Raw genomic sequence first — 6,905 nt, 5'->3', positions numbered from 1 at the left:
TTCGTCCTGAGCCAGGATCAAACTCTCAATTTAAAAGTTTAATCTTTACTCAATTCAATTGACTGACTTTATATCAACTTCTGTTTAATTTTCAAAGACCATTTCTTTCGCTGCACTTAAGCAGCTTGTTTAGTATATCAGTTTTTTTATTGCTTGTCAATATATCATTTATAAAATTTCTCTTGAGTTTTTGGAACAAACTCGCCATCAGTAAGGCCGAAAACCCAACGCTACTAATGTCGTCCGTAACGACAAAAAATATCTTATCAAAATAGAGAAAACCTCGTTCGCATATTATATTAGTTTAAAACATATTATATTTATTTATCTCATCTATTCGTATTTTTTCTTTTATATTTATATATTGATACTCCAGGGAGAGTTTATATTATAATCTCCCCTTATTTACTCTCTTTTTTCTTTTATTTAGCAATATAAAATTTAAAATCAAAACTATAGTAGCAATAATTCCAGCTTCTGGTCCAAAAAATCCTCCCGTTAATATATTTTCTTTTAAATATGCAATATTATAAATACCGCTAATTTCACTAATTCCACTTACAGGAAACCCAAATACATTTCCTTGGAAATAGTTCCATGTGAAATGAAATCCTATTGGCATCCATAAACTCTTTGTCCTAACGTACATGAAGCAAAACAGCATTCCTACTAAAAAAATATTTAATATACCTATTAAATTTACATTAGGATTTAATAAATGAAGCGCTGCAAAAAAAGCAGAAGACATTACTGCGGAGAGCCATGGCTTATCCATTTGATTTAATGTAGTGAATATATAACCTCTACATAGAGTTTCTTCATTTATAGCTACTAATATAAAAAGAAAGATTCCTATTAAAGTATTTTTGTTAAATTGAGGGTTTCTAAAAGAATTTTGAAATTTTATATTTCCCGTAATCATCAATACTACAGATATTACAATAATTGAAATTGCTCCAAAAATCATTCCATAAAACAAATTTTTGCTGTTTTTCTTTATTGAATTAAGCCCTATATCTTCAAATTTTCTCTTTTGAAACAATTTTAACACTATAAAAAGTGTAATAAATAGTGCTAGTATACTCAATACTTGTGATATAAGCAATCCTTGGGAACTGTTTTGCATATAATTTTGTACTAACTCAGATATATCATTATAATTTAAACTGCTATTATACCTAGCTGATATGTATCCTCCTACTAGTCCTCCTATTGCTCCTGTAAAAGTACTAACAAAAATTAAATATATAAAAGAAAATGCTATTATTTTAAATCCCGACCTTATTTCATTATTTTTGTTTCTAAATATCATGCTTTTGCTTACCTCCATATATTAAAATAACTTTAAGTTCATATAGTTTTTCCCTATTACTATATTTTTCTTCCAGTCCTAAAAGAACTTGTGCTTATAGCTATCATACTAAAAAGATAGGATTTATTAGCTTAGGATAACCCCTACTCTAAAATAATAACATTAAATATAAATATATTTAAGCCTTTAATAAAAGTTTACAAAACAGTTACTAAAGGCTTTTAAATATCGATATTTATTTTCTCGTAATTTCATATAGATTCTACTACTCTATTTTAACTTTAATTCTACTTCTCCAACTCCTACTTGAATGCTTAATTCTATATTGTTACTCGTTTTTCCGTAGCTTTCGTTAACATATTCATCTTGATCCTTTTTTAATCCATCTGCTTTTATTTTTCCTACTCCTTTGCCTGCATTAACCTTTACCCCAATATTTTTAGGCAAGTATATTTTTAATCTACCTACTCCCCCCTCTATTTTTGCTTTTACATTTTGCTTATAATCTCCACTAAGATCAATATCCATATCACTAACACCTGTTGCCATAAATAGCTTATTTAAATTTAATTTAGATAAATCTATGTGACCTTCTACAGTACCACCTTCTATATTCATATCAATAGGTAAATCTTTATTAAAAGCTAAGTCCCATTTATATTTATTATCTTTAGCATTCGTATTATGGCTAGATGGCTCATATATTTTTAATTTTCCCTCTTTATTGCTTACTTCATATTCTATATTAGGCTTCCATTCAGGTAACTTATATAAAAACTCACCTGACATAAATTTTTTCTCTCCACTTCTTATAAATAGTTCCCCATTACTCATATTTATATCTACTTTAGTTTGTTTAGCACCATTCAGCTCCACAATTTCACTTTCATTAATAAGTGATTTCTTAGCTTGTGAATCATTTTTATCAATTCCTATACCGCATCCCATTAAATTACAAGCTGTTAACATATACATAGTAAAATATATTAGGAATTTTTTAATTATCAAACTTATCTTCCCCCTTCCTAACTATTAACAACCATTATTAATATTTATTACTTATTCCTTATCAGTAAAATAAACTTAATTAATAATAAATAAACTTTAAATCCATAATGAGATTGCTAAAGAATTTTAATCTTATAAATCTATCTTATTATCAATAAGATAACCTGTACCTAAAAACAAGCCAATCATAGTTAAAATATTGTATATAGCTGAAGCTATGTTTATTACTACGCTCCCATCTCTTATAATAAAGCTCTCTGCCGATGTAGTACCTAAACTACCCAAGCCACTTAGATGCATAGTCCCATCATTTATTAAATTAATGTTAATAGTGTATGGTATATACTTTGTGATTAAATAATCTATATATCCAAGTAATGCAATTACAGCAATAAAAAATACTCCCCCTAAAAACTTGCTTAATTTTTTCTTTTTAACAGCCATTTTACTTAATGCTACAGAGAAAAATATAAGCAATAATAAACTTATCATTACAATTAAAAGATTAATTATAACAAAAAATATAGCTGTTTTCACACTTGTAAGAGCACTTAATTTAGTGTAAATTTCTTTTAAAACACTATTATTATAAATTAAAATTGTTAATATAGTTACTATAGATGATGCAGCAGTCCATATTAGGCAAGATATCGTCTTAGCAGCCACTATTTTGTTTCCACTTACAGGTAAAGTTAAAGTTAGATATCCTCTATCCTCATATAGTTCTTTTTCAAAAGAATTGGCACTAAGTGCGAAGGTAAGTATGCCCATTGTTACAATAACCAAAATAACTAATCCATATATTAGTGGCCTAGGCCATTTATCTATTCTTGTATATAAACCTAAATTAGCTAGAAAAGCAACAATAAATATAGTCAAAAACAGTTTATAGCTACCTTTTATATCATACTTTATTAACTTTCCCATTACTGAAATACCTCCCTATATAACTCATCAATAGATTGCCCCTTCTCAGATCTTAACTCTTCTGCGTTGCCATTCAAAATTATTTCACCATCTTTAATAAATGCAACATCATCAAATATTCGTTCTATATCTTTAACAAGATGAGTAGTTATAATCATAGATGCTTCCTCACTATAAACATTAACTATAGCATCTAATATTTGTTCTCTAGCAACTGGGTCCACTCCTCCTAATGGTTCATCTAAAATATATAATTTAGCATTTCTTGATAATACCAAAGAAAGGTTTAATTTTTCCATCATTCCTTTTGATAATGCTGTAACTTTCGATTCTTTTTCAAGCTTCATAAACTTCAAAAGCTCTTCACATTTTTTCTCATCAAAATCTTCATAAAAGTCCTTAAAAAATCCCATCGCATCCTTTATAGTCATCCATTTATATAAATAGTTTCTATCAGGAAGATATGAAACTATAGCTTTTGTTTTAACTCCTGGTTTTTCTCCACTTATTAAAATTTCTCCACCAGATTTTCTCAAAATTCCAGCAGCAATTTTAAGGAATGTAGTTTTTCCACTCCCATTCGGTCCTAAAAGACCTAATATCTTACCTTTATCTAATTCTAAGTTAACACTCTTTAGCGCTTTCTTTGTAAAATAACTTTTACTTAAATTCTTAACTTGTAAAACATTATCCAATTTCTATTCCCCCTTATTTAACTTACTAGATACCACATCAACAATTTCTTTATTCGTAAAACCCAAATGTCTCATTCCATCAATAAACTTTTCTATAACATCTTTTGCCATATCTCCTCTAAGATTATAAAGAATACTATCATCTTCTGTGATAAATGTTCCTGTACCTCTTTGAGTATAAGCTAATCCTTCCCTTTCTAATTCCTTATATACTCTTTGTATCGTGTTAGGGTTAACTCTTAGCGATGTTGACATTTCTCTTACTGATTGCAATTTCTCTCCCCCTTTTAACTCTTTTAACACTATTTGCTTTTTTATAAGATTCATAATTTGAATATATATAGGAGTCTTATCATCAAACTCAATCACATTCTCTCTCCTCCTGTACTACCTTAATAATTAGATTGTATTAGTGTACTATATAAATAGTACACTAATACAATAGTGAAGTCAATGATTTTATAATTATTTTCTATATGAAGTTTTTCAATTTATTTAGATGTTTACCTTCATTACTATTACAATTTTTTGTAATTAATACTGTATAATTATTTTACATTGCTTCACAATTTAAATAAAAAAGCTACTATCAAATAAATTATAAAATGATAGCAACCTTTTATTACTTACTTAATATATTCTTTATATATCTTGAACAATCATCATATTTGTATTAGCTGTAGCTATTAATTTACCTTCTTTATTATGAGCTTCAGCAATCATATGAATTATAGTATTTCCTTTTAATTTTAAGTAAGCTGTTATAATAAGTTCATCACCTAAATATATAGGTCTTTGATAACTGGTACTAATATCTATTGTCACTCCTATTTTATTTTCTATTGCACATGTGAAAAGTGCTCCAAAAGCATTATCAAAAGCTGCTGTAATAAATCCTCCCTGCATACTTTTTCTGGGATTTAAATACTTCTCTAAAACAGGAAATGCTATTTTTAAACTTTCCTCTTCGATATACTCTATAACTTTTGGTTGCATTAAATTAAAACAATTCGCTAAGTCTCCTTTGGTAGCTTCTTCTATTTTCTTTAATAAGCTCAAAGTTTTATTCTCCATATCTATTCTCCTCTATATTTAGTTTGTTTAGTATTTATATTTTGTTTAATTTATAAAAAAATAACTACATACATAGATTATTTAAAAAGATAATTATAGATATATTGTAATATATAGAGCTTTAATTACAAATAATAAAAACAAGCTATGTTTTTAAACTTTTATTAAAATTACAAATGTATTTTTATTTGAAAACACTAATATCTAATTATTTAATCAAAAATAATATCTAAAGGAGTGAGCAATATGCCAAAAGATAGTCAACCAGACAATAAAAAAGCTAGAATGGAAAAAAGTAATTGGGATACACCAATAACAAGAGAAACAGCTAAAAATAAAAACCGTACATCAAAGAAACAATCTGCAAAAAGAGGTGATGTTTAAACATATCCTATGTTTAGTAAATTGTTAATTTAACACATTATCAGATAAGCATCAAATTAACATTACTATATATAGCACATAATTTAATCATAGAATAAGATTGAATTATGTGCCTTTTATACTTACTCTATACATATAATGAAACTTTAAATTAATATTTATTAAAATACCCTTTTTAACATATTAATTAAATTTATACCATATTTATAATGTTTAAATAGAAAAAGTTATTTTATTTTGATAACATATTAATTATAAAAGCATTACATAGATTTGAGGAGGTAATTACTATAAATACTTTAGAAAATTTACGACTTAAAATAAAGGAATTAAGTGAAAATTACACTGATGAGGAAATAGGCGGATGGATTACTGGAGATGGCCCAGTTCCTTGCAATATACTCTTTGTTGGTGAAGCTCCAGGTAAAACTGAAGTAGAACAAGGTAAACCTTTTGTAGGTATGGCAGGAGAAACTTTTGAAGAATACTTAAATTCTATTGATCTTACTCGTACTAAGGTTAGAGTTACAAATACTTGCTTTTTTAGACCTATAAAAATTAAAGAAGGTAAAACCGGAAGAACTACTGTAAGCAATCGAACACCAAAATCACCTGAAATAAAACTATTTAAGGAAATACTTGATGAAGAAATAGAACTTGTAAATCCTAAAATTATTATAACTTTAGGCAATATTCCACTAAAAAGACTAACAAACTTTAAAAGCATAGGAGATTGTCATGGTCAAGTTTACTTTAATGAAGAATTAAAACGATATGTATTCCCTATGTATCATCCATCTGCTCTTACATATAACAGAAATGATACATTTAAAAAAATGTATCATGATGATTGGATTAAATTAAAAAAGGTACTAGAAACTCTTTAGTTTCAGTACCTTTTTATTATTCATATTTTCTCCATCGGTTTGCTATAAATCTTAACAATGAAAATATTATAAATGAAGATAGCATAACTATCATATATACTTTAAAAATTGAATCTAAGCCACTTGGCTTAGATAATATAACTCCTGCCCCTATTATTGAAAATATGCCTATAATCATGTTATATATCCCTATTGTTTTTCTAATCCTGTCATCTTTTTTTCTTAGCATAACTAATGCCATTAATATTAGATATATACCGCTACCTATCATAAACCAAATTTGCCACTTTCCCAAAAAATCACCGCCTAATCATATGTTAATTTATATTTTATATTATACATTAAAATTCAATAAACTATATGTATATTTTTTGAAATATTGAGCATAATTAAAATGAGCAAAAAAATAAAAAGCTGCGCAAGCTAACTCCCCCCTGAACCATGCGCAGCTTTTTATTATTTTAAAATATATCTAACACTTCCTTCTCTTCTCAGATTTTATTGCAGATGTTATACAGAATCCTAATCCACCATATAGTAACACTATACCACAAATAAGCATTATAATTGAACTAGTTTCCATCTATGGATTCACCTCCTGCGTTAACCTGTATAAAA

General features: G+C 27.1%; 10 protein-coding genes. 2 read left to right on the top strand and 8 right to left on the bottom strand.

All coding sequences use genetic code 11. The features are described 5' to 3' along the window. Nucleotides 1–388: 388 nt before the first annotated feature. The 6 genes from OW729_RS19145 to OW729_RS19120 all read right to left on the bottom strand — a co-directional run bounded on the left by OW729_RS19145 (nt 389) and on the right by OW729_RS19120 (nt 5,016). Nucleotides 389–1,312, bottom strand: a complete 924-nt coding sequence (locus tag OW729_RS19145; RefSeq protein WP_268063131.1) for a CPBP family intramembrane glutamic endopeptidase — start codon at nt 1,310–1,312, stop codon at nt 389–391. Between the two features lie 270 nt (nt 1,313–1,582). After that, nucleotides 1,583–2,320 (bottom strand): toast rack family protein, encoded by a 738-nt coding sequence (locus OW729_RS19140; RefSeq protein ID WP_268063130.1) that lies wholly within the window; start codon nt 2,318–2,320, stop codon nt 1,583–1,585. 132 nt (nt 2,321–2,452) lie between these two features. Next, nucleotides 2,453–3,247 (bottom strand): ABC-2 transporter permease, encoded by a 795-nt coding sequence (locus OW729_RS19135; RefSeq protein ID WP_268063129.1) that lies wholly within the window; start codon nt 3,245–3,247, stop codon nt 2,453–2,455. Further along, nucleotides 3,247–3,942 (bottom strand): ABC transporter ATP-binding protein, encoded by a 696-nt coding sequence (locus OW729_RS19130; protein ID WP_268063128.1) that lies wholly within the window; start codon nt 3,940–3,942, stop codon nt 3,247–3,249. The genes OW729_RS19135 and OW729_RS19130 overlap by 1 nt, the downstream gene beginning before the upstream one ends. Nucleotides 3,943–3,945: 3 nt before the next feature. Next, on the bottom strand, nt 3,946–4,308 hold the full coding sequence (locus tag OW729_RS19125; RefSeq protein WP_326498389.1) for a GntR family transcriptional regulator: 363 nt from the start codon (nt 4,306–4,308) through the stop codon (nt 3,946–3,948). A 276-nt stretch (nt 4,309–4,584) separates the two neighbouring features. Further along, nucleotides 4,585–5,016, bottom strand: coding sequence for a PaaI family thioesterase (locus OW729_RS19120; RefSeq protein WP_268063127.1), 432 nt, complete (start codon nt 5,014–5,016; stop codon nt 4,585–4,587). A 246-nt stretch (nt 5,017–5,262) separates the two neighbouring features. Here OW729_RS19120 and OW729_RS19115 point away from each other — a divergent pair, with 246 nt between their 5' ends. Further along, complete coding sequence (locus OW729_RS19115) at nt 5,263–5,400, top strand: hypothetical protein (protein WP_268063126.1); 138 nt, start codon at nt 5,263–5,265, stop codon at nt 5,398–5,400. Nucleotides 5,401–5,690: 290 nt separating this feature from the next. Then, nucleotides 5,691–6,287: a uracil-DNA glycosylase gene (locus OW729_RS19110; protein ID WP_268063132.1), complete on the top strand. Its 597-nt coding sequence runs from the start codon at nt 5,691–5,693 to the stop codon at nt 6,285–6,287. 16 nt (nt 6,288–6,303) lie between these two features. On the opposite strand, the gene OW729_RS19105 is transcribed toward OW729_RS19110, so the two are convergent. Together OW729_RS19105 and OW729_RS19100 are read right to left on the bottom strand one after the other, a co-directional pair. Beyond that, nucleotides 6,304–6,582 (bottom strand): hypothetical protein, encoded by a 279-nt coding sequence (locus tag OW729_RS19105; protein ID WP_268063125.1) that lies wholly within the window; start codon nt 6,580–6,582, stop codon nt 6,304–6,306. A gap of 177 nt (nt 6,583–6,759) precedes the next feature. Beyond that, nucleotides 6,760–6,870: a MetS family NSS transporter small subunit gene (locus tag OW729_RS19100; protein WP_268063124.1), complete on the bottom strand. Its 111-nt coding sequence runs from the start codon at nt 6,868–6,870 to the stop codon at nt 6,760–6,762. Between the last annotated feature and the right edge of the window lie 35 nt (nt 6,871–6,905).

This window comes from Clostridium brassicae (genome assembly GCF_026738875.1).
Classification (GTDB): Bacteria; Bacillota; Clostridia; order Clostridiales; family Clostridiaceae; genus Clostridium_H; species Clostridium_H brassicae.
This window is presented reverse-complemented; position numbering and strand designations above follow the sequence as displayed.